General features: G+C 70.6%; 22 protein-coding genes. 8 read left to right on the top strand and 14 right to left on the bottom strand.

The window, feature by feature from the left end:
* The first annotated feature begins 116 nt into the window (after positions 1-116).
* From AKJ08_RS01160 to AKJ08_RS01150, 3 genes are read left to right on the top strand one after another with little or no spacing between them, the layout of a single operon-like run.
* Positions 117-1,976: a pectate lyase family protein gene (locus tag AKJ08_RS01160; RefSeq protein WP_050724380.1), complete on the top strand. Its 1,860-nt coding sequence runs from the start codon at positions 117-119 to the stop codon at positions 1,974-1,976.
* Between the two features lie 38 nt (positions 1,977-2,014).
* Positions 2,015-2,194: a hypothetical protein gene (locus AKJ08_RS01155; protein ID WP_050724379.1), complete on the top strand. Its 180-nt coding sequence runs from the start codon at positions 2,015-2,017 to the stop codon at positions 2,192-2,194.
* 1 nt (position 2,195) lies between these two features.
* The gene (locus tag AKJ08_RS01150) at positions 2,196-3,713 is read left to right on the top strand and encodes an O-antigen ligase family protein (protein WP_050724378.1); all 1,518 of its coding nucleotides are present in this window, start codon (positions 2,196-2,198) and stop codon (positions 3,711-3,713) included.
* 58 nt (positions 3,714-3,771) lie between these two features.
* Here the strand turns inward: AKJ08_RS01150 and AKJ08_RS01145 are convergent, their stop codons facing one another.
* Positions 3,772-4,338, bottom strand: a complete 567-nt coding sequence (locus tag AKJ08_RS01145) for a hypothetical protein (RefSeq protein ID WP_050724377.1) — start codon at positions 4,336-4,338, stop codon at positions 3,772-3,774.
* Between the two features lie 222 nt (positions 4,339-4,560).
* Between AKJ08_RS01145 and AKJ08_RS01140 the strand changes: the two genes are divergently transcribed.
* Positions 4,561-5,220 carry a polysaccharide biosynthesis/export family protein gene (locus AKJ08_RS01140; RefSeq protein WP_169788726.1) on the top strand — a complete coding sequence of 220 codons (660 nt, stop codon included), beginning with the start codon at positions 4,561-4,563 and terminating at the stop codon, positions 5,218-5,220.
* A gap of 3 nt (positions 5,221-5,223) precedes the next feature.
* Complete coding sequence (locus AKJ08_RS01135; RefSeq protein WP_050724376.1) at positions 5,224-6,525, top strand: hypothetical protein; 1,302 nt, start codon at positions 5,224-5,226, stop codon at positions 6,523-6,525.
* Position 6,526: 1 nt separating this feature from the next.
* Here AKJ08_RS01135 and AKJ08_RS01130 read toward each other — a convergent pair whose 3' ends face one another.
* Positions 6,527-7,735, bottom strand: a complete 1,209-nt coding sequence (locus tag AKJ08_RS01130) for an acyltransferase family protein (protein WP_050724375.1) — start codon at positions 7,733-7,735, stop codon at positions 6,527-6,529.
* Positions 7,736-7,946: 211 nt separating this feature from the next.
* Here AKJ08_RS01130 and asnB point away from each other — a divergent pair, with 211 nt between their 5' ends.
* The 3 genes from asnB to AKJ08_RS01115 all read left to right on the top strand — a co-directional run bounded on the left by asnB (position 7,947) and on the right by AKJ08_RS01115 (position 12,313).
* Positions 7,947-9,887, top strand: a complete 1,941-nt coding sequence (gene asnB, locus AKJ08_RS01125) for an asparagine synthase (glutamine-hydrolyzing) (protein WP_050724374.1) — start codon at positions 7,947-7,949, stop codon at positions 9,885-9,887.
* Between the two features lie 78 nt (positions 9,888-9,965).
* Positions 9,966-10,973, top strand: a complete 1,008-nt coding sequence (locus AKJ08_RS01120) for a glycosyltransferase family 2 protein (RefSeq protein ID WP_050724373.1) — start codon at positions 9,966-9,968, stop codon at positions 10,971-10,973.
* Complete coding sequence (locus AKJ08_RS01115; protein WP_050724372.1) at positions 10,970-12,313, top strand: glycosyltransferase family 4 protein; 1,344 nt, start codon at positions 10,970-10,972, stop codon at positions 12,311-12,313. Before AKJ08_RS01120 ends, AKJ08_RS01115 begins: the two co-directional genes overlap by 4 nt.
* A 40-nt stretch (positions 12,314-12,353) precedes the next feature.
* On the opposite strand, the gene AKJ08_RS01110 is transcribed toward AKJ08_RS01115, so the two are convergent.
* The 12 genes from AKJ08_RS01110 to AKJ08_RS01055 all read right to left on the bottom strand — a co-directional run bounded on the left by AKJ08_RS01110 (position 12,354) and on the right by AKJ08_RS01055 (position 26,113).
* The gene (locus tag AKJ08_RS01110) at positions 12,354-13,610 is read right to left on the bottom strand and encodes a glycosyltransferase family 4 protein (protein WP_050724371.1); all 1,257 of its coding nucleotides are present in this window, start codon (positions 13,608-13,610) and stop codon (positions 12,354-12,356) included.
* A 220-nt stretch (positions 13,611-13,830) separates the two neighbouring features.
* Positions 13,831-15,522 carry a hypothetical protein gene (locus tag AKJ08_RS01105; RefSeq protein WP_050724370.1) on the bottom strand — a complete coding sequence of 564 codons (1,692 nt, stop codon included), beginning with the start codon at positions 15,520-15,522 and terminating at the stop codon, positions 13,831-13,833.
* 144 nt (positions 15,523-15,666) lie between these two features.
* The gene (locus AKJ08_RS01100; protein ID WP_050724369.1) at positions 15,667-16,455 is read right to left on the bottom strand and encodes an MqnA/MqnD/SBP family protein; all 789 of its coding nucleotides are present in this window, start codon (positions 16,453-16,455) and stop codon (positions 15,667-15,669) included.
* A 24-nt stretch (positions 16,456-16,479) separates the two neighbouring features.
* On the bottom strand, positions 16,480-17,532 hold the full coding sequence (gene aroF / locus AKJ08_RS01095) for a 3-deoxy-7-phosphoheptulonate synthase (RefSeq protein ID WP_050724368.1): 1,053 nt from the start codon (positions 17,530-17,532) through the stop codon (positions 16,480-16,482).
* A complete protein-coding gene (locus AKJ08_RS01090) occupies positions 17,529-18,389 on the bottom strand; it encodes a 4-hydroxybenzoate octaprenyltransferase (protein WP_082342521.1) in 861 nt (286 codons plus the stop codon). Before AKJ08_RS01090 ends, aroF begins: the two co-directional genes overlap by 4 nt.
* A 49-nt stretch (positions 18,390-18,438) precedes the next feature.
* Positions 18,439-19,737, bottom strand: a complete 1,299-nt coding sequence (locus AKJ08_RS01085; protein WP_050724366.1) for an amidohydrolase family protein — start codon at positions 19,735-19,737, stop codon at positions 18,439-18,441.
* Complete coding sequence (gene mqnC / locus AKJ08_RS18245; protein ID WP_205624755.1) at positions 19,734-21,617, bottom strand: cyclic dehypoxanthinyl futalosine synthase; 1,884 nt, start codon at positions 21,615-21,617, stop codon at positions 19,734-19,736. Before mqnC ends, AKJ08_RS01085 begins: the two co-directional genes overlap by 4 nt.
* The gene (mqnE, locus tag AKJ08_RS01075) at positions 21,614-22,732 is read right to left on the bottom strand and encodes an aminofutalosine synthase MqnE (protein ID WP_050724365.1); all 1,119 of its coding nucleotides are present in this window, start codon (positions 22,730-22,732) and stop codon (positions 21,614-21,616) included. The genes mqnC and mqnE overlap by 4 nt, the downstream gene beginning before the upstream one ends.
* Positions 22,732-23,667, bottom strand: coding sequence for a hypothetical protein (locus AKJ08_RS01070; RefSeq protein WP_050724364.1), 936 nt, complete (start codon positions 23,665-23,667; stop codon positions 22,732-22,734). The genes mqnE and AKJ08_RS01070 overlap by 1 nt, the downstream gene beginning before the upstream one ends.
* Positions 23,667-24,347, bottom strand: a complete 681-nt coding sequence (locus AKJ08_RS01065) for a UbiX family flavin prenyltransferase (protein ID WP_240475407.1) — start codon at positions 24,345-24,347, stop codon at positions 23,667-23,669. Before AKJ08_RS01065 ends, AKJ08_RS01070 begins: the two co-directional genes overlap by 1 nt.
* Positions 24,344-25,066: a ubiquinone/menaquinone biosynthesis methyltransferase gene (locus AKJ08_RS01060; RefSeq protein WP_050724363.1), complete on the bottom strand. Its 723-nt coding sequence runs from the start codon at positions 25,064-25,066 to the stop codon at positions 24,344-24,346. Before AKJ08_RS01060 ends, AKJ08_RS01065 begins: the two co-directional genes overlap by 4 nt.
* Positions 25,067-26,113 (bottom strand): polyprenyl synthetase family protein, encoded by a 1,047-nt coding sequence (locus tag AKJ08_RS01055; RefSeq protein ID WP_050724362.1) that lies wholly within the window; start codon positions 26,111-26,113, stop codon positions 25,067-25,069.
* Between the last annotated feature and the right edge of the window lie 54 nt (positions 26,114-26,167).

Below are 26,167 nucleotides of genomic sequence, written 5' to 3'. Positions count from 1 at the left end.
TCGTTCCATCCGTTCGCCTCGAACCGAGCGAGCCCATGACCACCCGCCGGATCTTTTTCCATCCCCATCGCTGCGGTAGTCCTCCCGTCCTTCCCACCCATGGACTGGAGGTCTGGATGTCCCGTCGGTTTCTGACTGGTCTCGCGCTCTCGATCGTTTGCTGCGCCCTGACCATCGCGTGCAGCAATCCGAATGGCTCGAGCGGAGAACCTTCCGTCGGAGACTGGCGGAGCCGAATCGAGCGGAGCGGACTGCTTCCGCCGGAGCGCCTCACCCGCTGGGAGCCGGGCCTCAACGCCGTGGGCGGGATTCCCGCCGACTCCGACCGCGAGAGGCCCGCGAGCGTTTACGTTCCTCCCGACGATCCCTACGGCGGCTTCTCGGTGGACCCGGCCCTCGCCAATGGCGCCACCGACGCGTCGGACGCGATCCAGGCCGCCCTCGACGCCGCCGGCGAGCAGGCCAGCGAGAGGAGCCGCAAGGTCGTGTACCTGCGCGCCGGCGAATACTCGATCCGAGGGGAAGGCCTGATCGTCCCGAGCTACGTCACGCTCCGGGGGCAGGGACCTCGAGGCCCCGAGGCGACCCGCCTCGTGAAACCGCAGGGAACGTGGATGCCCGTGGTGCGCCTCGGACACCTCTGGGTGAAGCACACCACGCCGGTGGACCTCGCGGTCGACACGGCCCACGGCGCCAAGCGGATTCAGGTCGCTCGCGATCCCGGCTACCAGGTCGGGGAGCTCGTCTTCATCGATCAGCTGGAGGATCGGGATCGGGTCGGATCCTGGTGGAATCCCGTGAATCAGGCCCACCCGGACGACGATTCCCGAGGCTGGTTCAGCCGGCAGAACCGCCCGACCGGACAGGTGGTCGAGATCGTCGGCATCCAGGGCAACACCCTCGAGCTGAGCACCCCGCTGCGCCTGCCCTACTTCAAGTCCAACCGCGCGCAGGTCGTCCGCTTCTCTGGCGGAGAGCAGGATGGCCCCGTCGTTCCCACGAAGAAGTGGTCGGGCGTCGAGGATCTCTACGTCTCCGGCGGAGAGCAGGGGAACGTGATCTTCACGGCCGCCTCGTACTCGTGGGCCAAGAACATCGAGTCCGATCGGAGCTCGGGCAGCAGCGTGGCCTTCATGAGCACCTTCCGCTGCGTGCTGCGCGACTCCTTCGTACACAGCACCGTCGATCCCAATCCCGGCGGCGCGGGCTACGGCCTCGACGTCAGCGAGTACGCCGCCGACAACCTCGTCGAGAACAACATCTCCTGGAACTTCAACAAGGTGATGGTGATGCGCGCCGCCGGCGGCGGAAACGTGATCGCCTACAACTACTTCGAGGACGGCTGGGGCGCCGGCTACCCGACGATCCCCGAGATCGGGATGAACGCGTCGCACTACGCGACCTCGCACCACGAGCTCTTCGAGGGGAACGATAGCTGGCACATCGGCGGCGACGGCTACTGGGGCAACGCGATCGACGTCACCTTCTTCCGGAACCACGTCTCGGGAAGGCGGCGCTCGGCCCAGCCGCTCCAGCTCCGCGACGAGGTGATGCGGAAGTTCATCCACGTGCCCGAATGGCACACGGGCTTCAGCTTCCTCGGCAACGTGATCGGCACTCCCGACATGAAGGCGGCTCCCCAGTCGGGCTTCGTCTACGAAGGCAGTCCGCCCTGGAACTGGGATCCGGTCCCGATCTGGGCGATCGGAGTGGAGCACGACGCAGGTAAGGAGGGGCAGGACGCGAAGGTAGTCGCGGCGACCCTCCGCCACGGGAACTTCGACTTCTTCACGAACGGCGTCGTCTGGGACGAGGGGATCGAGCGGCGTGAGCTCCCGACCTCCCTGTACCTCGACCGGAAGCCCTCCTTCTTCGGCGAGAATCCCTGGCCCTGGGTGAGCCCCGAAAAGAGCGGCGCTCCGCTGGCGATCCTCCCGGCTCGCGAGCGTTTCGATCAGCTCCTCATGGGGAAGTGACCCCTGACGCCGAATGGCCACGATGAGGGTGGGTACCGGTGAAGACCTTTCTCCTGATGTCGATGATCTGGGTGACCTTTGCGCTCCCACTGCTCGCCGCCCGCAACGCCGATCCTCGGCAGGGAGCTCGCAGAATGAGCGTGGTCTTCGCGTTCTCCACCCTCCTCTACTTCCTGTACGTGGCCTACGGGCACACGCGCTTCTACGTGCCCTTCTGACATGAGGATCGCACGGGAGGCACGGCTCGAGCCGGGTGGGGCGATCCTGAGTTGGATGCCGGTGGTCGTCGCCGTCGTGACGACCCTGGCCACCGTGGGTGGCGTCGTCGCGTCAGGCGGAGACCCGATCGCGGCGATCGCGCCCACCCTGGTCGTCGCGCTCGTCTACGTCATCACCCGCATCCCGCTGCGCTGGTCGGCGACGACGCTGGTCCTGCTCCTCATCGCGATCGACATCCCGAGCGACGCGGGCGGCCTCTGGTCGTCGCCGTTCATCTTCGTCGGGGATCTGCTGCACGACGGATTCTCGCGACTCGCCCACGTCCCGTTCTCGGGCTTCGAGGCGATCGTCGCCCTCCTGATGATCCTCGCGGCGTGGCGCCACGCGACCTCGTCGGACATCGACGGGGGCGAGTCCGTCCGGACCGCGAGCGTCATGCGGGACGGCATCCTCGTCTTCCTGGCGGGATGCGCCTACGCGGTCGCGATGGGGTTCATGAAGGGCCACGGCCTGGCGCTGTGGAAGATCCGCTATCTCCTGCAGGTCCCGATGTTCTTCGTCTTCTTCCAGACCGCGTTCCGGAGGCCGGAGGACTTTCGCCCGCTGGCGGTCGTGGTGGTGTTGGCTGCCCAGATCAAGGCGCTCATGGCGGTCTGGATCCAGCTGGTGGTCGCGCCAGCCCTCACCGGCGGCAGGCTGGAGTACGCGACCAACCACGGCGACTCCGTCACCTTCGCGATGGCGGTGATGATCCTGCTGATCCCGCTGATGGTGGAGCGGACCAAACGCAGCGTGACGAGAGCCCTCCTCCTCCTGCCCTTGCCGTTGTGGGGCATGCTGCTGAACAGCCGAAGGCTGGTCTGGGCCATGCTCGCCATGGCGATCGGCGTGATCTTCCTGGGAACGAGCTGGCGACCCTGGAAATCACGGATCGTGAAGACGGCGCTCATTCTGTCTCCGCTCATCGTTGCCTATCTCGCCGTCGGCTGGAGGAACGCCGAGGCCTCCGGCATCTTCACGCCGATCGCGAAGATCCACACGATGCTGGATTCGAACGTGGACCGTTCGACCCTGTGGCGGGAACGGGAGGACTGGAACATCGCCGAGAGCATCAAGCAGAACTCCTTCCTCGGCGCAGGGCTCAGCGGTCAGTACGTCGAGTACATCTTCAACGACGACATCACGAGCCTCTACGCGGACTACAAGGCGTGGCCGCACAACACCGTCCTTGGGATGCTGCTGCTCGCCGGCGTCCCGGGCTTCGCGGCGCTGTGGCTCCCCTTCCTGCTGACGGTCTTCCTCGCGGTGCGAGCGGAGAGACGCGCGAGATCCGGGGACGATCGGATTCTGGCGATGGTCTCCCTCGCCGCGATCGTCGCCGTCCTCTCGATGGCGTGGGGCGACACGGGAGCCCACTTCATCCAGTACAAGGTCGCGATGGGCCTCACGATGGCGCTGGTCGCAAAGCTCGCCGTGGCGACGGGCGCCTGGCCCTCGACGAGCGCGTCCAAGGCTTGAACGAACTCCGCCCGCCGGGAAGCGGGCGGAGAGGGTCTCGATTGCGCAGCCCGCGTGCTCAGAGCAGGCAGCACCCGACGATGCGGTCGCGACCGATGAGCTCGATGGACTTCTTGAGCTCCCTCATCGGCGTCCGGCCGAGCTCGACGCCGAGGACGACGGCGTCCACCGCGTGTGCCACGGCGAGGCCCGCGGGCTCCACGACCACCGAGGGCACGCCGAGGATCAGGCGACCGGCGGGGCTCGAGTAGGAGTCCATCTCTTCGCCCTTCGGCTCCTGGCGGTCGTCACGGAACTCGATGATCCCCGTCCGGTTTCCGAGCCGCTCCTGGCGGTTGCGGACGTGCTGCGCCAGCGCCGCCAGCGCCATGGCCGAGCCGGGTCCGAGCAGCTTCACCGTGACCGCGGAAACGGGCACGTAGCTGAGGTTCTTTCCGACAGCCGCGAGCGATCGAGACAGCTCCTCCGTGGAGCCCTCGGTGTCGGCAGGCACGATGGCCAGGGAATTCCATTCGAATCTGGCGAGGACGAGCCACAGCTCTCGAAGCTGCCGGCTCGAGCCCAACGCCGGCCCGGGCATCCGCTCATCCTGCTGCCGCTCGGCCACCTCCCCCTTGCTCCTCATGCGCCTCCCGATACGCGTATGCCGCCATGAGACGCCGAAGCGTCGCCGAGGTCAAGGAGCGGCCTCCGCTCGTGTTCCGCAACACCGCTCTCGTCCCCCAAACAGGTCGTCGCCTAGCGAGCGCCGCCCTCGTACCTTCGCGACAGAGCGGGGAGGCCCCAGTCCATGCGAACACCCACAGGAACGCCGAGCTCCGAACCGTCCGACGCAATCTCGGATGGGGTGTCCTCGGGCGTGCACGTGCGCACGTCCCGCGGAGCCGGAACGTTTCTCCGCACGGCGCCGGGGTTCGTCGCCCTGATCGCCTGTCTCGCCTGGGGCGTCCTGGGCTGCGCCTCGACCTCGCCCTACAAATGGGTCGACGACATCCCGGGTGGCCGCGACGATCCGGCCGTGTACCGATTGGGCGTCCGGGACGTGATCAGTGTCCGCGTCTGGAACCAGGAGTCCATGTCGGTGGAGCGCGCGAGGGTCCGCGAGGACGGCCGGATCTCCCTCCCCTTCCTGAAGGACGTACGCGTCGCGGGGCTGACCCCCAACGAGCTCGGCGACAGGCTGCAGACCGAGCTCGTCTCGTTCATCGTCGATCCCGTCGTCACCGTCACGCTGGACGAGCCGGCGGCGCTGGACGTCTCCGTGGTCGGAGAGGTCACCACAACAGGTGTCTACGCCATTCACAATCCAGCCGGTGTGCTCCACGCGATCGCGGCGGCGGGAGGTCTGACCCAGTTCGCGGACCGCGACTCCATCTTCGTCCTGCGGCGCCTGTCGCCCGCCATTCCTCCCACGCGAATCCGCTTCCGGTATCGGGACCTCACCAGCGGCGGAACCCGCGCGGCCGACTTCCTCCTGCAGAGCGGCGACGTCGTCGTGGTGGAGTAAATCGTGGGAGCGGCGCTCCTCCTCGTGGCCTCGCTCTTCACGCTCGATCCCGTCGGCAGCGTCGATCTCCAGGCGGAGGTGCGATCGGGTACACGCTTCCGGATGCTCGACCAGGATCCGCGGCCGAACGAGCCGATACCGGTGGACGCGAGTCGTAGGGTGGCCGAGCTCGGCGTCGCGCCGCGGCTCGCCCTCGCCAACGACGCGCGGCTCCGGCTCTACCTCGCCTACACACCCAGCGTGAACGTCCCTTTCGAGGCGGCGCCGCCGGGGACGAACCAGGGCTCGGCTCCGTCTCCGCTGGATCGCACGAGCTTCCTCAACAACGCGGAGCTCCGGGCCGAGAGGGATTGGGGCTTCTGGTCCATGAGAGCCGGCGCCTCCGCAACCCTGGGCAGGCTCGACCCGCTCGCGGGCGGCCCTCCTGCGGTAGCGGTCACGACCACCGGCCGGATCCCGTACCAGGCCTGGTCGCTGAACGCGGGCGTCACGGCGATCCCATGGCAGCGGGGCACGCTGACGGTGGACGGGCACCTCTCGCAGGGCGGCGGCGACGGCTCCCTCGCGGAGCGCGTCCTCCCCGTTCAGCAAGAGCTCCGAATCGCGAGCGCGCTCGATCACCTGCTCACGCGAAGAGACACCTTCGGCGCGACGCTCACCTTCGTCGGCGCCCGGCTCGACCGGGTGGATCCCGCCGTCCCGGCGGGAGGCGAGCGGATCGACGCGGCCACGCTGCAGGGTGGCCCGCACTGGCTCCGGGTCTTGTCGCGCCAGTTTTCGCTTCGCCTCGCGGGCGGCGCCGCAGCCGCGTACGAGGTGTCGTCGGCGAACCAGTGGTCCCGCATCGGGCCCTGGGGCCTGGCCGCCCTCGCCTACCAGCCCGGCGGGCTACGGCCCTCCCTCACCCTGTCGGTCGGCCTGGAGCCGACGATCGATCGGCTCACCGGATCCCTGAGCTATCGAGGGCTCGTCGAGGCGCGCTCCGAATGGGTGCCAACGCGAGACTGGCGGCTCGAGGCCTCCGCCAACGCGGGCGTGCTGGAGCCCTGGCTCGGCTTCGATGGGCAGGTCGCAACCAGCACGTGGATCGGAGGCGGCAGCGTCTACGCGGGCCGTGAGCTCTGGAGGAACGTCCTGATCGGCGCAAGCGTCGCGGGGATCTGGCAGGACAGCGGCCGCCAGGATCTCAGCTCGTTCCGGGAGGTCGTGGCGGCGCTCGAGCTGCGCGCGATCCTCCAGGGGCCGGCCGCCGACACGACGCGGCAGCCGGGCGGTGCGGGCGCTCCGGCCGGTGGCCGGAGATGATCTAGCGCTGGTGCGAGAAGTAGCGCTTCAGCACCAGGAAGCGCCTCTCGAACAGGTGGTAGCTCGCGTACGCGACGGCGATCGAGAGCGAGATGCCGAGGGACGCCTGCACGAAGATCGCGAGGGTGTGATTGCCGATCCATCCGGCGAGCACCTGCTCGGTCCCGTGGGTCATCACGGCGTACGAGATGAAGTGGTGGAAGACGTAGAGGCCGTAGCTGTAGGTGCCGAGGAAGGTCATCGTACGTCCGGTGAAGAAGCGCGAGGTCCACGTGCCGCGTGGGGAGGCCAGCGCCTGGATCAGCAGACAACCGAGGAGCACGACGAAGAGCGGCGGCCGAATGGGCCCCATCACCGACTGGCCCACCTCGGACAGCCGATGCCAGAAGAAGCTGGCGGCGAGCGCTCCGCCTACGCCGAGGGCGATCCTCGGGACCCACCTGCGTATCCGTGCCGTCCCGCCGGGCTGCCTCGCGAGCACCGCCAGGAATCCGCCGAGGGCGAGGCCCTGCAGCTGGAACGGCGTGATCATCTTGATCGTCGGGTTCCCCGTCAGGAGCGTCGCCGCAGCCGACGCCACCGGCGACGCGATCACGAGTCCGAGGCTCGTCCAGAGCAGCGCCCGCGGCCGTGAGCCGAGCCACCAGACGAGGAGCGGCCAGACGAAGTAGAAGTGCTCCTCCACCGCCAGCGACCAGAAGTGGTTGAGGTACGAGAGCGCCCACTTCCCCTGGATCGCGTGGAAGACGTTCGCGCCGTAGAGCCAGAGCCACGACTGGTTCCCGCGGAGCTCGTCCAGCGCGGCGCCGTGCAGCCCCACGAAGGGCGCGACGAGGAAGAACGCGATCAACGTGCCGTAATACAGCGGAAAGATCCGCAGGACCCTCCGCATGTAGAAGTTCCGGAAGTAGCCGGGAGCGCCGCGCGAGTCGTAGAGGATCCCCGTGATCAGGAATCCGGAGAGCACGAAGAAGAGATCCACGCCCAGCATGCCGTAGCCCGACACGAAGAGCAGGGCGCTCTCGAAGCGGTTGGTGGCGGTCGTGTTCCCCACGAAGTGGAGCAGCAGCACGAGGAGGACCGCCAGACCGCGCACCCCGTCGAGGGCGGGCATGTGGCCGCGGATCGCGAGCTCCGGCGCAGCTGCTTCCGCGGCGGCCCCGAGAGGAGAGGTCGGGAGCGCTTCGTCGAGCGACGGCGGCGCTCGCATCGGCCGATTTGGATTCAACGTTTTCCCCCCTGATCGATTCGACGCACGTGTGCCCCGTTCACATGATCATTCCGGACCCACGGGATGGCATCCGGCGGCGACAGGAACCAGGATCCGCGCGAAGGATCGTGCGCGAACGGCGCGTCGTTCTCCACCCGCTCCGGGGGCCTCGAGCCGAGTGGAGAACGAAAGAGCACGAGGGGGAGGACGCATGTGTGGGATTGCGGGGATCATCGGCCGACTGGACGAGAGCGGGCGCGCCGCCCTCGAGCGCATGAGCGCCGCCATGCACCATCGCGGACCCGACGGGCACGGCACCTGGGAGTCGGCGCCGGACGAGAAGGGCTGGGGTGTGCTCCTGGCTCATCGCCGCCTCGCGATCCTGGATCTCTCCGAAGCGGGCAACCAGCCGATGACCGATCCCGTCACGGGGCACACCGTCGTCCTGAACGGCGAGATCTACAACTACCTGACGCTTCGCGACGAGCTCGCCGCCCAAGGCCAGACCTTCCGCTCGAGCGGCGACACCGCGGTGTTGCTCCGCGCGCTCGGCCTCCAAGGACGCGAGGCGGTGGGCCGGCTCCGCGGCATGTTCACCTTCGCGAGCTGGGATCCGTCGCGGCGCACCCTCCTCCTCGCCCGCGATCCGCTCGGGATCAAGCCGCTCTACCTCGCGCGAAACCCCGACCCTCGCGGGAGCTGGGCGGTCGCGTTCGCCTCGGAGCTGCGCGCGCTCCTGGCCTCCGGCCTCCTCGGCGCGCCGCGCCTCGAGCCGGGCGCCGCCGCCTCGGTGATCTGGAACGGCTTCGTGGTGGGACCGCGGACGGCGATCCGCGGCATCGAGCTCCTCCCGGGTGGCCGGCTCATGGAGCTCGACGGCAGGGGCCGCGAGCTCGTCAGCGCGGATTTCTGGCCGCCCGAGGAGCCGTCACGGAACGTCGCCCTGAAAGAGGAGGAGCTCGCGGCCCACCTGGAAGAGAGCGTCCGTCTCCACCTCGCCAGCGACGTCCCGCTCGCCGTCTTCCTCTCGAGCGGCGTCGACTCCTCCGCGGTGGCCAACCTGGCACAGCGAACCTCCGGAAGGCAGGTCCACACCTTCACCCTGACGTTCGAGTCCGCCGAGCTGAACGAGGGCCCGATCGCCCGCGAGATCGCCGCCGCGATCGGCACGGAACACCGGGAGGTGCTCCTCACCGAGGGTGAGTTCGTCGAACACCTCGAAGAGGCCCTCGACAGCCTCGATCAGCCGACCTTCGACGGCCTCAACTCGTTCTTCCTCTCGCGCGCGATCCGCGATGCCGGCTTCAAGGTCGCGCTGGTCGGAACCGGCGGCGACGAGCTCTTCGGGGGCTACACCTCGTTCCGCGACCTGCCCGCCCTCCATCTCTGGTCGCGGCGGGCCCGCTTCCTGCCCATGGCCCTCCTCGCTTCCGCCGCGAAGCTGGCGCTCTCGGCGAGGAATCGCGGCGCGCCGATCCCGCCCCAGACGCGCTGGGCCAAGCTCCCGGACATGATCGGGCGCGGCAACGATCTGCTCGGGCTCTACCAGCTCGCGTACGCGCTCTTCCTGCCCGACTTCCAGAACGAGCTCCTCGACGGCGGAACCGGGACGACCCCAGTCGACGGAATCCCCGCCGAGACCCGCGATCGCCTGCTCCGTGAGATCCGCTCGCGTTCGCCTCTGGCGGCGTTGAGCGTGATGGAGCAGCGGCTCTTCCTGGGAGAGAGGCTCCTCCGGGACAACGACGTCGCCAGCATGGCCGCCTCCATCGAGCAGCGCCTCCCGCTCGTGGACCAGGTCCTCTCCCGCCGCGTCGACGAGCTGGACGAGACCGTCCGCTTCCAACCCGTCGGGAGGAAGGAGCTCCTGAGGCGGATCGGTCTGCGCGGGCTGCCGCCCTCCCTCTTCAATCGTCCCAAGAGGGGCTTCGTGCTGCCCTTCGACACCTGGATCCGCCGCGGTCTGCGCCGTGCCATGGACGAGCTCATGCGGGATCCCGACGCCGCCCGCGCGGCGGGGCTGAACCCCGAGGGCGTGAGCAGGCTCTGGAAGGGCTTCCTCGCCGGAGCGCCCGGCCTGTATTGGTCCCGGGTCTGGGCGGTCTTCGTGCTCCTGCGCTGGAGCCGGCGGCACGGAGTGGTGCGCCAATAACAGTCTCCGAACCGTGGGAGTGGCGGAATCCGGTCGATGTGCGCATTTTCCCCGCGCATTTTCGAAGCGGGGGATTCCATGCCGGAGAGCGGTACCAGGCCAGCGAATCGGTACGTCCTGATTTCGCCGTGCAGAAACGAGGCGGCGTACGTCCGTCGCACGTTGGACAGCGTCGCGGCGCAGACGGTGAAGCCCGCGCTGTGGGTGGTCGTCGACGACGGCTCAACCGATGACACTCCTCGTATCCTCGCCGAGTACCAAGAACGGCTTCCGTATCTCCGGGTGGTCCGGCGCGAGAACCGCGGCCACCGGGCCGTGGGCCCCGGGGTCATCGAGGCCTTCTACGCGGGCCTCGAGACGGTCGACCTCGACTCCTTCGACTTCCTCTGCAAGCTCGACGTCGACCTGGTGCTCCCGGAGCGCTACTTCGAGATCCTCCTCTCCCGCATGGAGGCCGAGCCGCGGCTGGGGACTTGCTCGGGCAAGCCGTGGTTCGATCACCCCGTCACCGGCAAGCGGCTCCCGGAGGCCTGCGGGGACGAGATGTCGGCGGGCTTCTCCAAGTTCTACCGGGTCTCCTGCTTCCGCGAGATCGGCGGTTTCGTCCGGCAGGTGATGTGGGACGGCATCGACTGCCACCGCGCCCGGATGCTCGGGTGGATCGCGCGGGCCTACAACGACGAGGAGGTCCGCGTCCTCCACCTCCGCCCGATGGGATCGAGCGGCCACGGGATCCTCGAGGGGCGCGTACGCCACGGCTTCGGCCAGTACTTCATGGGGAGCTCGCCGCTCTTCGTGACCGCAAGCGCGGTGTCCAGGCTGGCGATGCACCCCCGGCTCACGGGGAGCGTCGCGATGCTCTGGGGCTATTACTCGAGCGCCGCAAAGGGGCTCCCGCGCTACGACGATCCGGAGTTCCGCAAGTTCCTCCGCTCGTACCAGCGCCTCTCGCTGGCCATCGGAAAGCGCCGCGCGATCGCCAAGCTGAACCGGGAGCGGGCCGGGATCTGGGAGGCCCGGCACACGCTCACGTCTTCGACGCCGACCGCGGCTCGTGCCCGGGCGTCGGCGGGAGGTGGGGCATGAGCGCGAAGCTGCGAGCCCTGATCCTGGCCGAGTGGGCGAACCCGGAGTCGTCGAGCGTCGCGCTCATCGGCTGGAGCCTCGCGCAGGCCCTCGGGCGCAGGGTGGACGTCCACCTCGTCACCCGTGCGGAGAACGCCGTGCCAATCGGGAGGGCCGGCTGGCGCGAAGGGAAGGACTTCACCGCGATCGATACCTCGCGCGTGAATCGGCCCGTCGCCCGGATCGAAGACGCCGCTCGAAAGGCCGGCTTCGGCTGGACCCTCTCGACGGCGCTCTCCGCCGTTCCCCACGCCTGGTTCGAGCACCTGACGTGGCGCAGGTTCGGAGACGCGATCCGTCGCCGCGACTTCGACGTGGTGCACCGGATCACGCCGGTGAGCCCCACGGTGCCGAGCTCCCTGGCCCCCCGCTGCAAGGCGGCCGGCACGCCCTTCGTGCTCGGTCCGCTCAACGGCGGCGTGCCCTGGCCGAAGGAATTCCGGGGCGCCCTGCACACGGAGGGCGAGTGGCTCTCGTATTTGCGGGGCGCACACCGGCTGGTCCCCGGCTACCGCGCCACGCGCCTCGCCTCCTCGGCGATCCTGACGGGCTCGGAGCACCTCTGGGGTGAGCTGAGAGCGCATCGCGAGCGCTGCGTCTACATGCCCGAGAACGCGATCGATCCGGCCCGCGTCCATGCCGAGCGCGGCCCGCGCGAGGCCGGTCCCCTTCGGGTCGCCTTCGTCGGCCGTCTCGTCGCCTACAAGGGCGCGGACATGCTCGTCGAGGCCGCGGCGCCGCTGATCCGTTCGGGGCGCATGACGCTCGACTTCATCGGCGACGGGCCGCAGATGGGGAGCTTGCGTAAGCAGATCCACGCGGAAGGGATCCAGGGCGGCGTCACGATGGCCGGATGGATTCACGATCAGCGCCAGGTGGCACCTCGGCTCTCGCGCGCCGACGTCTTCGGATTCCCGAGCGTCCGGGAGTTCGGCGGTGGCGCCGTCCTGGAGGCGATGGCGTTGGGCCTGGCGCCCGTGATCGTCGACTACGCGGGCCCAAGGGAGCTCGTCACCGATCGCACGGGTTTCCGCGTGCCGATCGGGCCCCGACACTCGATCGTCGCGGGTTTCCGACGGATCCTCGGCGAGCTCGCCGCACATCCGGAGCGGGCACGAGAGGTCGGCGAGAGGGCGCGGGCGCGCGTGCTCCGGCATTTCACCTGGGACGTCAAGGTGGCCCAGATCCTCGAGGTCTACGAATGGGTCCTTGGGCGCCGGGAGCGTCCCGATTTCGGGATGCCGTTCCCGGACGCGGACGAGGAGCGCGGGGCCGCTTCGTCCGTCACCCGGACCGCGTGACGCTCTCGAGGCGCCCTGGGCGCACGCCGGGCCGCGTCGATCAGCTGGCCCTGCGAGCCGCGCCCGGCGCGCCCTCGATCACCTGGTACACGAACCGCTCCATCTCCTCCCCGATGGCGCTCCAGGCGTAGCGGCGCTCCACCAGCTCCCGGCCCTTTCGTCCGAGCTCTCTCGCCAGGGAGCGATCCTCGAGCACGCGGTGGACGGCCTCGGCGAAGTCCTTCGGCTCGTCCGCGATCAAGAGGTGCTCGCCGGAGCGGGCGGCGATCCCCTCTGCGCCGAGCTTCGTGGAGATCACCGCCTTCCCCATGGCGAGGGACTCGAGGATCTTGAGCCTCGTCCCGCCGCCCACCCGGAGCGGCACGATGATCGCGTCGGCCGCTACGAGATGCCTCTGGAGATCGTCCACCAGCCCCGCGATGTCCACGCGCGGGCCCTGGTGGGCGAGAACGTCGGACGGCGGGCTCGCGCCGATGATCTTCAGGCGCAGGTCGGGATCGCGCTGCGAGAGGAGCGGCCAGATCTCGCGGAAGAGCCAGCGGACTGCGTCCAGGTTCGGGAAGTAATCCATCGTCCCGAAGAAGACGATCGTGCGGGTGCCGGACGGAGGGACCTCCGGTGCCGGGCGGAACTGCTCGACGTCGACGCCGTTCGGGACGATGGCGGAGCGGATCGCGGGGACGAGCGCGCGCGCCCTGGCCTCATCGTCCGGCGACGTGAAGGCGACCCCGTCCACGGCCCTCCAGGCAGCAAGCTCCTCGCGCTGGAGCTTTCGCCAGTTCACCTCGTGGTGCAGCCGCCGGGCGAGACCGGCGCTCTGCTCGAAGTACTGCCGCGCGAGGTCGAACTCGACGTTGTGCGCGTCGATCAGCACGCATGGTGAAGGCGCTCCGCTCGGCGCCTGGCGGAGGCGGCTGAACGCCTGGAACGGCGTCTCGACGCTCACCAGATCGAAGCGCCTCGACCGCAGCAGTCGACCCAGGGCGAGCTGCAGATCGGGGCCGTTCATGTAGCGGCGCTCGTAGCTGTAGATCGAAACGAGCGATCGGAGCTGTGCGAGGCGCTTCGGGAGCCCGGACGCCTCCGCCCAGGGGACGAAGACGACGTCCCGGCAATACTCCTTCATCGCGCGCTCGGCGCGCTCCGCATCGAGATCCGGAGGCAGGAGGCTGACGAACGACACCCGATGGCGCCGGGAGAGCGAGCGCATAAGCCCGTCGATCCGACGCTGGGCGCCGAAGGTGGGCGGGCTCGCAGGGAACGAGGAGACGAAGAGGATCTCGAGAGGCTGGCTCATTCCGTGACCATCCTGGAGCGGGGATCGGGGTGCTCGTCCCGGCCTGCGATACGGCTCGGAGAGATTGTGCTCCCAATCGGCATGAAGCCATCCCACGGTTGGGCGCAGCCTTCGCGCGCATTTTTCCGAGCCCCGTTTGGGGCGAACCACGGGAGGACGCGGCGCCAAGGCCGCAGCCATGGCGCCGATGTCTTGATTTCGACGCCCGAGGCGACCGTCGTCAGCGGGGCACGACGCCGGACCAGAGCTCGCGGCGTGGGCGCTCGTTGCCCACGATCACGTCGACGAGGGCGGTCACGCGGCGATCCGAGTGGTCGAGGCCCCAGGAGGTGATGTACGGACCGGCCACGAGGAGCGTCTCCTCGCCTGTCGTCCAATCGACCGTGACGAGCTCCTCGGTGCGGACCCTGTCGGTGCGGCGCTCCCGCTGGAGGACCGCGAAGTGCTCTCCGCCGAGGCCGCTCTTGATCCAGGCGTCGCGATCGAGCTCGCGGATCGGCCGCCCGTCCGCGCCCAGCAGGAGGGTCCGCCACTCGGCGTCACGCGGCTCGCCGAACTCCGGCGGCGCCTCGTCGAGGATGGGCCCTGCGACGATCATCTGGCCGTCGGGGCCGATCGCGTGGACGTGAAGCGGCTGGGTGCCGAGGGCGACCTGCCGAGCTCCTCGCTCGGCGTCCCAGAGCGAGAGGGACCAGAGCTGGGTGTGGCAGTAGCCGGGGGGCTCCGGCAGTCGGATGCAGTCGCCGGTGAATGAGGAGATGGCCACAGGCCCACCCCACCGGAATGGCACCACGGACTCGATCGTCGGCGCGTCCATGAGGTCGTGCAGCGCGCCATCCCCGAGCTCGAGCAGCCCCGCGCCCGAGGCGGTCTGGACGAAGAGGTGGTTCCCGCGGATCGCCCGCGGGATCAGGTTCTCGAAGGGGATCGGCTCGCCAAGGCCGACCAGGTGCGCGCTCCCGCCATACGCGCCCGGAAGAAAGACCCCCGGCGCGGTCCCCATCCACGGACCGAGCCAGATCCATCCCGGGCCCACGCCACCGAACCCCCGAGCGTCGGCGAGCGCGGCGCCTGGGATCTGGACCGGCTGCGAGGCGCCGGCCTTCACCATGGAGATCTGGCCTTCGCCGACCTCCACGACGTAGTCGAACTCGCGCTCCTGCCAACGCTTCTCGTGGAGAACGAGCGCGCCATCCGGCGAGATCCGGACCGCGTCGGCGCGCTCGAGACCCTCTTCGTCGGCGCCCCCCGGGAAGAAGGCGGGATCCAGCGTCGACCTCCCTCCCGTCACCACGTCGACCAAGCCGATCCGGTAGGCGTCGGTGGCGTAGGCGATGGCACCGGACCGCGAGACGTCGGCGGTCACGCAGCCCAGGTATCCACGGTTTCCGCCGAAAAAGTCAGGCGTGAGGGCGGTCGCTCCGTCCTCGTCGAGGCGCTCGATTCCGCGGCCGTTCGTGCAGGTCCAGAAGGAGTCGGTGCCCGGCACCGGACCGCCCCGCGATGCACCGACCACCGGCCAGGACTTCACGTCTGTGCCCGAGTCCACGAGCTCGACCTTGCGCCCGGTGGTGTAAAGGAGCTTGCCACCGCCGAGCCAGAGCGGACTCCCGCGCACAGCCACCTCACGCGGCGCCCCGTCGACGCCGACGAACTGCAGCGCTTCGGAGGTCGGATCCGGCCACGCCAGCTCGCCGCAGTCGCCCACCCACAGCTCGTCTTTCGGCACGTCCAACGCGATCCTTCGAAAGCCCGGCGCGGCGTCGGCGGCGACGCAGCGGCTTCGCTCGATCCCCGGGTCTCCGACGACGACACCGGGATCATCGGGTGGCGGATGATCGGGAGCCGGCTCCTTCGCGCAGGATGCCAGCGCCAGGCACGCGATAACGACGACCAAGGACGAACGACACATGACGACCCTCCCCGCAGGCGAGGGTTCATCCTACCATCGCACGAGGACGGGTTTCATGTATCGCCCCCGTCCTCCGAGAGCGCCGCAGGGTGGCGACGAGGCACGGGGCCGCCAGGTAGGTCGCCCACCCACGTGGCGTCCGGATCAGGCGATCCGGCGGAGGAGCTCGGCGATCGCCTTTTGGCAGGTAGCGTCGTAGCCGACCGTGTCGTCGTTTGCGTAGAGGTCGAGGTAGTGCGAGAGGCCGGCGCGGTCGAGGCCGCGGGAGGCGCCGTGCTCCCCGAGGGCGTCGAGGACGACGTCGCGGTTCTCGACGGACCAGCGGATCGACTCGCCGAGGGCCGCGATCAGCGCCTCTACCAGCTCGGGCCCGAGGTCGCGGCGGATCACGTTGGCGCCCAGGGGCAGCGGGAGGCCCGCCTCCTTCTCCCAGTAGGCGCCCAGGTCGAGGAGGAGCTTCAGGCCGACCTGCTGGTAGACGAGACGGCCCTCGTGGACGAGGACGGCGGCGTCGATCCGCCCCTCGCGAAGGGCGGAGACCGTGTCGGCCAGCGACGCGCCCACCATCTCCACGAGCTCCGCCTCCGGTGCGGCGAGGCGCAGCACGGCGGCGGCGGTGGTGGAGAGGCCAGGCACGCCCACCCGCCGAAGAGGGGCACTCTCAGTAAATGCCACGACCACAGGGCCGTAGCCTCGGCCGACGCTGCCGCCATGGGGCAGGAGGTCGTAACGGTCCATCACCCGCGGCACGTGGGCCACGCTCACGGCGCAGACGTCGGCCTCACCGCGGGAGGCGAGGCCGTTCAGGGTGTGGATGTCCGAGCGGAAGTGCTCGAAGCGGACGCCGGGCACGGTGACGTGTCCCCGCTCGATGGCGAGGAACATCGCGGCGTCATCGGCGTCGTCGGAATAGGCGAGGTGGATGGTTCGCATGTCGTTCCTGTCTTTCCGAGGTGTCTAGACGCCGGAGGCCGCCCGCCGCTCGCGGGGATCGGCGAAGGTCCGACCGACGGAGGCGCCCACGTCGGCCATCTCGCGGGCCAGGTCCTCGAGCTCGTCGAGGAGCAGCGCCTGAGGGCCGTCGCAGCGGGCGCAGGAGGGATCCGGATGGGCCTCGACCAGGAGGCCGTCCGCCCCTGCGGCGATGGCGGCGCGGGCCAGGGGCCGCACCAGCGCGCGCCGCCCGGCAGGATGCGAGGGATCGGCGAGGATGGGGAGGTGGGTCCGGAGCCGGGCCGCGGCGATCACACCCACGTCCAGGCTGAAGCGCGTGGAGGTCTCGAAGGAGCGGGATCCCCGCTCGCAAAGGATCACGCCCGGCGCGCCGCCGGCGGCGAGGTACTCGGCGGCCCCGAGCCACTCGTCCAAGGTGGCGGAGAGGCCGCGCTTGAGGAGCACCGGGCGACCGGAGCGGGCCGCCGCCTTGAGGAGCGAGGTCGCCTGCATGGTGCGGGCGCCGATCTGGATCACGTCGGCCCACTCGGCCACCTCGTCGCACGAGGCGGGGTCGAGGGCCTCGGTGACCACCAGGAGACCGTGGCGATCGGCGGCTGCGCGCATCCAACGGAGCGCCTGGAGCCCGAGGCCCTGGAAGTCGCCCGGACGCGTGCGGGGCTTGTACGCGCCGCCGCGGAGGAGCCGGGCTCCGGACCGCGCCGCAGCGAGGGCCGCCGCCTCCACCTGATCCTCGCTCTCCACGGCGCAGGGGCCCGCGGCGAGCACGAGGTCGCCGCCGCCGATCGCGAGGTCGCCGACCCGCACCGGGCGGACGCCCTCGTCGCCCTCGAGCTCGACCAGGGGGTTGGCCCTGGGCCTCGAGAGGAGCTCCTCCACGTGGGGCGCCGCGCGGAGCGTGCGCAGCAGCCGGGCGGGGACGGGATCGTCCACCTCCACGGCCTGGCGGCCCCAGCTCCCGCCCATCGTCCGGGCCGGAAGGCCCAGGCGCGCGGCGAGCTGCAGGAGGTCGCGAGAGGCGCCCTCCGGCGCGTTCTTTTCGAGAAGCAGGATCAAGCGACGGCTCCGCTGAGGACGACATCCACCACGGCGGCGGCGCCGAAGAGGAGGGAGACCCAACCGTTGGCGTTGAAGACGGCGTCTCCCTTTCCGCCGCGCAGGGTGACGATCTGCCCGGCGAGGAGGGCGGCGGCGGCGCAGGCCACGCCGGCGAAGTAGCTCGGCCCCCGCCCTGACGCAACGCCGGCGGCGACGAAGAAGAGGGGCGCGAAGAGGTGGAGCACGGCAGAGGTCGCCAGCGTGACGCGGGGCCCGAAGCGCGCCGGGAAGGAGTGCAGCCCCTCCCGCCTGTCGAAGTCCATGTCGGCGAGGGCGTAGACGATGTCGAACCCGCCGATCCAGCAGAGCACGCCGGCGCCGAGGAGGATCGGGAAGGCGTCGAAGCGCCCGGCCACCGCGACCCAGGCGCCGATGGGCGCGAGGGCGAGGACGACCCCGAGCCAGAAGTGGCAGAGCCAGGTGAAGCGCTTGGCGAGGCTATAGCCCAGGGCCAGCGGGAGCGCCACCACGGCGAGGACACCCGTGAGGGGCGAGATCAGGAAGGCCGCGCCGAGGAAGGCGGCGCCGGAGACCGCGGTGAGGAGCCCGGCGGCGCGAATCGAGACGGCGCCCTTGGGCAGCTCCCGCTTCGCGGTGCGCGGGTTCTTCGCGTCGATCTCGCGGTCGGCGATCCGGTTGTAGCCCATCGCCGCCGTGCGCGCGCCTGTGACACAGATCAACACCAGGAGTGCGACACGCAGGGTGATGGGGTGATCGACCGACGCCACCGCCGCCGCCGCGACGGCGAAGGGCACGGAGAAGACGGTGTGGGAGAAGCGGACGAGCCGCCCCAGCTCGAGGACCATCGCGCTCATCGGCGCCCCCGGGGGTAAAGGGAACCCGTGCCGAGCAACGAGACACGCTTCATGGCGCGCGCCTCTCGAAGAGCTCGGGGATGCGCTCCTTGGCGATCCGCACCCAGGGGTGGCTGCGGAGACCCAGCGCCGCGGCGCCACCGGTGGTGGCGGCAGCGAGGAGCTCGCCGAGCGGGATCTCGGGGAAGGCCTTGGCGAGCGCACGAACCTCGCCCAGGAGATCGTGATCGGGCGTGGACGCGAGCGAGTCGGTGCCCAGCGCGTAGGGAACCCCCGCCGCGCGGATCGCGCGCAGGTCCGGGAGCCTGCCGCCGATGTGCAGGTTGCTGCGGGGGCAGAGCACCGCCGTCGCCCCCCTCGACCGCGCCAGCTCGAGCTCGTCCGGCGAAGCCAGCACCATGTGCACGAGCAGGGTCTCGCTGCCGAGCGCGCCGAGGGAGTCGAGGTAGGGCACGGACGAGAGGCGGGGAGACGTCGCGCCCTTGCCCGAGAGGAAGGCGGCGAAGGGCCCCGTCCCCGAGGTCATCCACTCCCGCTCGTCCGCGTGCTCGTCCACGTGGATGCTGCGCACGCCCGGGACGTCGCAAGCGCCCCATCCGGTCGCGAGGCCCGCCTCGACGTCGACGGCCCCCTCGCCCGCCAGGGCCAGCCCGGCGGCGTAGAGGCCGGGATTCTCGAGGGCGATCGCCTCGTCGGCCATGTCCACGCTCGCCGAGACGTCTGACGGTCCGGCGAGAGCCCGGAGCGCGCTGGCGGTCGTGCCGTGGGCCGAGTGGGGAACGAGGCGCACCGCGACTCGATCGGTCCCCGGATTCGATGCCTCCCGTGCGCGGGCGTCCTCGAGGGCGCGGATCGAGTCCTCTTCGTTGGCGCCCACGACCTCCAGGAACGAGCTCCCGAGGAGGTCGGCCTCCGCGAGGATTCCCGCGGTGGCGAGCAGCGTGCAGACGTCGCCGACGGCCACAGTCCCCAGCTCGCGCATCCCCTTGGCGGCGAGCCGCGCCGCCTCCGTGAGTGCGTCGCGGGAGATCCCGGCGCGCACGCGCAGGAGCCGCGAGACCCAGGCCGAGAGGCCGTCGCCGCCGGGCACCTTGCCCTCGAGGGCCGCACACTCCAGGTGCGCGTGGCAGTCCACGAGGCCGGGAAGGAGCAGCCCGCGCCCCTCGTCCCGAGGAAGCTCGGGGTGCCGCTCGGCGAGCTCACGGGCCGAACCCAGCTCGAGGACGTTCCCGTCGCGGTCCAGAACGGCGGCGGCGCCGCACCCCCCAGACCCCTGCGGCTCCACGAGGCCCGTGCCAGGGGACCAGAGCGCGTCGCCGACGAGGAGCCTCGCGCGATCGAGGCTCACGCCGCGTCCTCCAGCCGGCCATAGAGGCCGTTGCGCCGGACGGGCACGAAGCCCGCGTCGCGGATGTGCCGCTCGATCCCGGCGGAGTTCATCGAGAACACCGATCCCGCCGCGGAGACCACGTTCTCCTCGAACATCACCTGGCCGAAGTCGTTGGCGCCGAAGTGGAGCGCCGCCTGGCCCACGGTGGGGCCCATCGTCGGCCACGAGGCCTGCAGGTTCTCGAAGTTGTCGAGGGTGAGCCGCGAGACCGCGAGCATGCGCAGGTACTCGCCGGCGCCCTCCTGGTCGCCGCGGAGCTTGAGGCCGCCGTCCTGGTAGGGCCAGCAGATGAAGGCCGTGAAACCGCCCGTCTCGTCCTGGAGATCGCGCAGCTTCGAGAGGTGGAGCGCGCGCTCGAACGAGGTCTCGCCGACGCCGTACATCAGCGTGGCCGACGCCCTCATACCGAGGCGGTGGGCGATCCGCATCACCTCGAGCCACTCGGCGCTTGTCGCCTTCTTCCGGGCGATCCGCGATCGCACCCGATCGACCAGCACCTCGGCCCCGCCGCCGGGGACGGAGTCGAGGCCGGCGTCCTTGAGCCGGACCAGGATCGCCTCGACGCTGGTGCCCTCGAGCTCCGCCAGGCAGTGGATCTCCTCTGGCGAGAAGCCGTTCAGCCGCAGGCCGTGGCCCTTGATGAAGCGGACGAGCTCCTCGTAGTACGGCAGGCGCAGCTCCGGGTTGATGCCGCCCTGCAGGAGCACCTGGACGCCGCCCGCCGCCTTCAGCGCCTCGAGCTTCGCGCCGATCTCGTCCCACGAGAGCGTGTAGCCGCCGTCCTTCCCCGGAGCCCGGAAGAAGGCGCAGAAGCGGCACGCCGTGGTGCAGACGTTGGTGTAGTTGACGTTGCGCTCGACGATGTAGGTGACGTGGCCGTCCGGGTGGAGCTGCCGGCGGCGCTCGTCGGCAGCCGCGCCGAGCTCGGCCAGCGGCGCCTCGTCGAGGAGCCTCGCGGACTCGGCGATCGAGATCCGCTTGCCGGCGGCGGCGCGGCTCAGGATCGCCTCGATCCCCGCGCGCTGGAGCGCCCGGTTGGGCATCGGCGACGCGAAGTGGATCTCGGGCGGGAGCAGGCCCGCCGCGTTGGCGCGGCGCAGGTACTCCGCGAGGCCCGCGCGCTCCCTGCGGCCCAGATCGAAGGCCAGCGACTCCGAGAGGTAACGCCGGTAGGGCTCGGGATCCGCCTCGCCCATCTCCACCGCGTGGGCGAGCGCGAGCTGGTCGAAGGCCCCCTTCCCCGCCTCCACCGCCTCCTGGAGGTCGGCGAGGATCACCGGATCCACGGTGGGCTCCCGCACCGCCCACAGCGCCGTGACGAGGGGGAAGCCGGTCCAGGCGTTCCACATCTCGCCGAGGTCGTAGCGGTAGGGGAAGCGGCCCTGCAGCTCGAGGGCGGCGTCGCCGATGAGCAGCGCGCCGCGTCCGATGCCCACCGTTTCGGCGGCCTCGTAGGGATCGCGCACCTCGTAGCGGAGATCCGTCTTTCCGCGGGCGGCGAGGAGCAGCCGCGCCAGGGTCGCGGAGGAACGGCTGGAGCGATCGAGCGAGACGGTGTGCCAGGTGTCGATCGGCGTCTCGCCGACGAGCAGGATGCTCTCCACGCGGCCCTTCGCCGACACGCAGCCAACGGGCAGCGCGTAGAGGCCGAGCTGCGCGATCGCGGCGACGGGGAGGAGCCCGACGTCGACCTCGCCTTCCGCGAGGCGGCGGGCGCACTCCGAAGGCGGCGCGTGCTCGATCTGGATCCGCTCGCGGGCCGGGCCGCGGCCGAGGCCGTAGAGGAGCGGCCGCGAGTTCAAGTAACTCGACGCCGCGATGCGAACCGGCCTGCTCACAGCGGCATCCCCACCACGTTGTAGACGGTGTCGCGCTCGACGGGCGTGCGGCCCGCCTCGCGGATCAGATGGCAGAGGTCGCCGACCGAGAGGAGGTTCGGCGTCACCGCGCCGGCCATCTTGTAGATCTTCTCGGAGACCACGGTGCCGTCGAGGTCGTTCACGCCGAAGGACTGCGCCACCTGAGCGAGCTTCTCGCCCACCTGCACCCAATAGGCCTTCAGGTGCGGGATGTTGTCGAGGACGATGCGGCTCTGGGCGTAGACCAGCAGGTTGTCGAAGCCCGTGGGCTCCGGCAGTCGCTGGAGCGGCGAGTTCTCGTTGTGGAAGGCGAGCGGGATGAAGGCCTGGAAGCCGCCCGTCTCGTCCTGGAGCGCCCGCAGCTGCAGCACGTGATCCGCGCGCTCCTCGGCGGTCTCCACCGTGCCGTAGAGCATCGTGCAGTTGGTCTTCACACCGAGTCGATGGGCGATCCGGTGGATCTCGAGCCACTCTTCGGCGTTCGCCTTGTCCTTGCAGATCTTCTTGCGCACCCGCGGGGCGAAGATCTCCGCGCCGCCGCCGGGAATGGAGCCGAGACCCGCCGCCACGAGGCGCTTGATCACCTCCTCGTAGCTCATGCCGTACTTGCCCGCGTAGTAGTGGATCTCCACCGCGGTGAAGCCCTTAATGTGGAGCTCCGGCGCGGTCGCCTTCACCGCCCGCAGGGCCTCCTCGTAGTACTCGAAGGGCAGGCCCGGGTGCAGGCCGTTGACCATGTGCACCTCGGTGGGGCCGTTCGGGAGCTGCTCCTTCACGAAGGCCACCGCCTCCTCGACCGTGAACGTCTTGGCGAGGGGCATCCCCTCCTCCAGCCGCGCGAAGGCGCAGAAGCGGCAGGAGGCCTCGCAGACGTTGGTGAGGTTCAGGTGGAAGTTCTTGTTGTAGTAGGTCCTGTCGCCGTGCAGGCGCTCGCGGATGAGGTTCGCGAGCTGGCCGAGCTGCAGGAGGTCGCGGCTCCGGAAGACCTCCACCGCCTCGGCCTCGTCGAGGCGGACGCCCTCCCGGACCTTCTCCGCAATGCGGGCGAGGGACGGCGGCGGCGACGGCTTGCGGATCTCGAGGGTGGCTTCCATTACGAACGGACCTCCAGGGGGACGGCGAGCGCGTCGCCGCCGGGCAGGAGCGAAGGATCGACCTGCTCGTCGAGGATGTGGGCGATCTTCTTGCCCGCAGCGGCTCGGCGGCGGGGAGCGGCGAGGACGAGCTGGGCGCCGCGGACGGCGGCCTCCCCGTAGGAGCGCGTGCGCGAGCCCATCGAGCCCGGCGGATCCAGCTCCGCCTCGAGGCGATCGGCGCCGAAGGCCAGGCAGGCGTCGGGGCCCTTGAGCTCGTCCTTGCCGCCGACGGCGATAGGCCCGTGGCCGGCGAGGCGCGCGATCGCCACGGCGCGAAGGAGCATCACACCCGTGGTGTCCGCTCCAGCCACCATCGCCAGGGGGCCGGGCCGGCGGCCCAGGAGCGCGGCGACGAAGTCGAGATCGATACGGGCAGGGACGACGACGAGCAAGCGGACCGCCAGGCCGTTCACCGTCGGCGCGTCGCCTGGCGAGACCGCAACGAGCTCGGCGACGCCTGCTTCGGCGAGCCGCGAGGCCGCCTCCCCTTCCGTGATCCCGGAAGCGGAGGCCAGGGCGCGAAGCGAGGCCTCGTCGATGCGCGCGGTGGCGCCGCGGAGGTTCGCGAGGAGCGCCTTCACCGCCTGGCACGCGGTGTCGACGGTGCAGCCCTCTCCGGCCGAGAGCTCCAGGACCTCCGCCTCGGCGGCTGCCCGGTGCGCGAGGGCACGGCGGGCCACGGCGTCGGCGTCCCCGACCAGCTCGACAGGGAGGAGGCCCACCACCGACGCCTCGCGGGGCGCGACGGCGGAGGCCGCTGCGGCGATGAGGGGCAGCGGGCCGCCGGCCAGGGCGAGGAGATCCTCCGCGGACCTGCCGCCGCCGAGGACACGGGAGGCCTCTGCCTCCAGCCCGGCGGCGTGGGCGCGAAGGCGCACGGCAAAGGGAACCATCACGAGCCTTCTCCTCTGCGACCGAATGGAGAGATCGTCCCGGCGATCGCGGGCCCGGCGTCTTCGCCGCTCGCGACGCGCGCGGGCGCTCGCGCTCCGGCTTCGCGCCGCAGCGGCGCAGGCTGGCTGCCCCAACGCTCCATCAGCTCGTTGTCGAGGCCGATGCGATCGAGGACCCGCGCCACCACCGTGTCGACGAGGTCGTCCATGGACTGGGGGTTCGAATAGAAGGAGGGCGAGGCGGGCATCACCATCGCGCCTGCCTCCGCCGCGAGGAGGGCCGCCCGCAGGTGCACCTGCGAGAGGGGGGTCTCGCGGACGCAGAGGATCAGCTTGCCCTGCTCCTTGAGCACCACCTCGGCGGCGCGGCCCAGGAGATCGTCGGAGACGCCCTGGGCGATCCGCGCCATCCCCGACGCAGAGCAGGGCAGGACCACCATGGTCCGATAGCCCGCGCTGCCCGAGGCGAAGGGCGCCTGGAAGTCCTTGTGGCCGTAGATGGGGAAGCCGTAGCTCCTCGGATCCGTCCCCACTTCCTGCGCCCAGATCTGGCGGCCGTTCACGGAGAAGACGACCGCAGGCTCGACGTCGTCGCGCTCGGTGAGGTGCTCGAGCAGCCGCCGGGCGTAGGGCGCGCCGGAGGCCCCGCCGATCCCGACTACGAGCTTCAGCTTCCTCATGCCCGGGCCCCGCTCAGGATCGAGGCGACGCCGAAGAGGAGGTCGCGGCCCCGCACGTCGCGATAGCCGCAGGAGGCGAGGAGCTCCTTCGCCTCGGCGAGCGAGTGGAAGCGCTCCATCGACTCGGCCAGGTAGCGGTAGGCGTCGCCGTCTCCGCTGACTGCCGCGCCGACGGTGGGGAGCACGCGCCGGTTGTACAGGGAGTGGAAGGCCCTGGTGATCGCCTTCTCGGGCCGGAAGAACTCCAGGATCGCGAAGGTGCCCCCGGGCTTGAGCACCCGGCGGACCTCGCGGAAGCACGCGGCCAGATCCGAGACGTTGCGCACGCCGAAGCCGCAGACCGCCACGTCGAAGCTCTCGTCCTTGAACGGGAGCGCCAGCGCGTCCGCGCCGCAGAGCAGCGCGTCCGGCAGCTTGTTCCTGCCCCGGCGGAGCATCTCGACGGCGAAGTCCGCCGCCGTCACTTTCGCCTCCGGATGCTCCATCCAGATCGCGTGTCCGAGGTCGAGGGTGCCCGCGCAGAGGTCGAGGACGCGCCCGCAGGGATCCGGAAGCTCGCGGGCCAGCTCCGTCCGCCACGCGCGATCCACGCCGGCGGAGAGGAGGTGGTTCAGCTTGTCGTAGGTCGGCGCGATCCGATCGAACATCGATCGCACGCTCGCGCCGTCGTGCCCCTGGGCCTGGGGACCGTGGAGGCCCTGTTCGCCGTGGGCCATCATCTAGCGAACCCGTGCGGCGAGGCCGCGCGCCACATCCTCGAGGGCGCGGCGGTAGACGTTGTCGGGGAGGAGCGAGAGCGCGGCGGCGCCGGCCTCCGCCTCGGCGGCGGCCTCGTCGCGCACGGCCTGGACCGCGCCGCTCTCCCGCACGATCCGGGCGATCCGCGAAGCGACCTCGTCGTCGAGGGGCTTGTCCGCCGCCATCGCGGCACGGAGGTCCTCGCGGAGCGCCGGGTGCATCTCGAGCGTGCGGAGCACGGGGAGCGTGAGGGTGCCTTCCCGCAGATCCTGCAGCAGCGACTTCCCGAAGGCGCCGGGATCGGCGTCGAAGTCGAGGGCGTCGTCGGAGAGCTGGAAGGCGATGCCCACGTGCCAGCCGTACTCGCCCATCGCGTCGGCCATCCGCGCGCTGCCGCCGCCGGTGCGGCAACCGCTGCGCGCCGCCCAACGGAAGAGGGAGGCGGTCTTGCCCTCCACCACCCGGCGATACTCGGCCTCGGTGGCCTCCACCGAGCCGCGCATCGAGAGCTGGAGCGCCTCGCCGCAGACCAGCTCACGAAGGACGGCGATCAGCTCTTCGAGGGCGCCCGGCACGCCCGCACCACAGGCGAGATCCAGGGAGCGGGTGAGGAGGAAGTCGCCCGAGAGCACGCTGACCGCGTTGCTCCAGAGGAGCCGCGACGTGGGCCTGCCGCGGCGGACGTCGCCCTCGTCGATCACGTCGTCGTGGAGGAGCGTGGCGGCGTGGGCGAGCTCGGCTGCGGCGGCGAGGGCGACGCCCCCGGAGCCACCTGCCGCCCGGGCCGAGAGGAGCGTCAGCAGCGCGCGGACGCGCTTGCCGCCCGCCACCAGCAGGTGCTCGGCAGCGGCGCCCAGCTCCGGCGGCGCGCCGGCGCAGAGCCTCGGGAGCGCCGCCTCCAGGCGAATCAGCTCCTCGTCGGCCATCCGCGCCGCGTCGAGGTGGGCCGTCGAACGGGGAACGCCCTTCTCCTCCGCTACGCGGGCGAGGTTCGCGTCCGTGCTCCTGATCACAGCCTGGCTCTCCATCGAGTCCTCGTGTGCCCGCCCCCCGCAGGTTTCAAAAAAACGTGAAGGTTCCCA

Origin of the sequence: Vulgatibacter incomptus, from assembly GCF_001263175.1 — a bacterium.
Taxonomy (GTDB): Bacteria; Myxococcota; Myxococcia; order Myxococcales; family Vulgatibacteraceae; genus Vulgatibacter; species Vulgatibacter incomptus.
This window is presented reverse-complemented; position numbering and strand designations above follow the sequence as displayed.